The 1,155-nt window shown below is 43.6% G+C and carries 1 protein-coding gene; it reads left to right on the top strand.

The features are described 5' to 3' along the window. Positions 1–977, top strand: a 977-nt coding sequence (locus F6K51_RS37825; protein WP_293031447.1) for an ISKra4 family transposase, incomplete at its 5' end; no start/stop codon positions are given. Positions 978–1,155: the final 178 nt, after the last annotated feature.

Raw genomic sequence — 1,155 nt, 5'->3', positions numbered from 1 at the left:
CTTCCGGTAAAGGTGTAGTGATGCGTACAGAAGATTTACGTGCTCATACCAGAAAAAGGGCGCTGGCTTCGAGCAAGAAGTTAAATAAACGATTAACGAAGGGTGAAAAACGAAACTCGAAGCGAATGGCTACAGTAGCTTCGGTTTATACGATTGACCCATTCGTGCGCACACCTGAACAAATTGTCAATCCGGAAGGGGAGGAGGTAGATAAAAAAGAACTCAAAAGACCCTTGCCTCAATCCAAGCGTGTTTGGGCAAGCTTAATTAAACAGCCAGAAGTAGTTATTAGCGAAGCATTTGACGAGGTATTGCACCGCCGAAGCACTCAACAAAAACACTTTTGTGCTTTGGTCGACGGTAATAAAACTCAATTATCGCTGTTGAATAAGTTTGCTCGCAAACACCAGATTAACTTAACAATTGTTCTCGATATTATCCATGTAATTGAATATTTATGGAAGGCGGCATTTGCCTTTTATTCCGATACCAGCAAACAAGCGGAGGATTGGGTAAGTAAAAGGATACTACTCATTCTTCAAGGACACTCAAGTACAGTTGCTGCTGGGATGCGTCGCAGTGCCACATTACGCAAACTCTCCCCATCACAACGTAAACCGGTGGATAATTGTGCCAGATATTTACTCAACAACGCGGCTTACCTCAAATACGATGATTACCTCAGAGCCGGTCTTCCCATTGCCACTGGGGTAATTGAAGGTGCTTGTCGTCATCTGATCAAAGACCGGATGGATATTACTGGAGCTAGATGGAGCCTTCAAGGAGCTGAAGCTGTTTTACGTCTTCGCTCACTTTACCTTAGCGGTGATTGGCATCAATATTGGCAGTTTCACTTAAAACAAGAGTATCAACGCAATCACCATGTTTTGTATCTTGATGGTGTTCCTTTGATGAAACGACTCCTTTATGCTCGTTGCTCTACTACTGCTCCCACTACTCTTCCGATAACTGTCTAAGACTTTATCCTTAGTCTTCCTAAAAGAGCCGCACCCATTTTAAACTTGGTTCAAGATCTCAGAGGTTGTCTGAGAAGTCTCATTTGCTACATCCAAGCCCCCTAAATCCCCCAATTTTGGGGGACTTTTAGAAACAAATTGACTCTTTTTACCCCCAAAGTTGGGGGGCTAGGGGGGA

It is taken from the genome of Moorena sp. SIO3I8, assembly GCF_010692325.1.
In the GTDB taxonomy this organism is placed as follows: domain Bacteria; phylum Cyanobacteriota; class Cyanobacteriia; order Cyanobacteriales; family Coleofasciculaceae; genus Moorena.
Note: the sequence above shows the minus strand (reverse complement) of the source record. Positions and strands in the feature narration are given on the sequence as shown.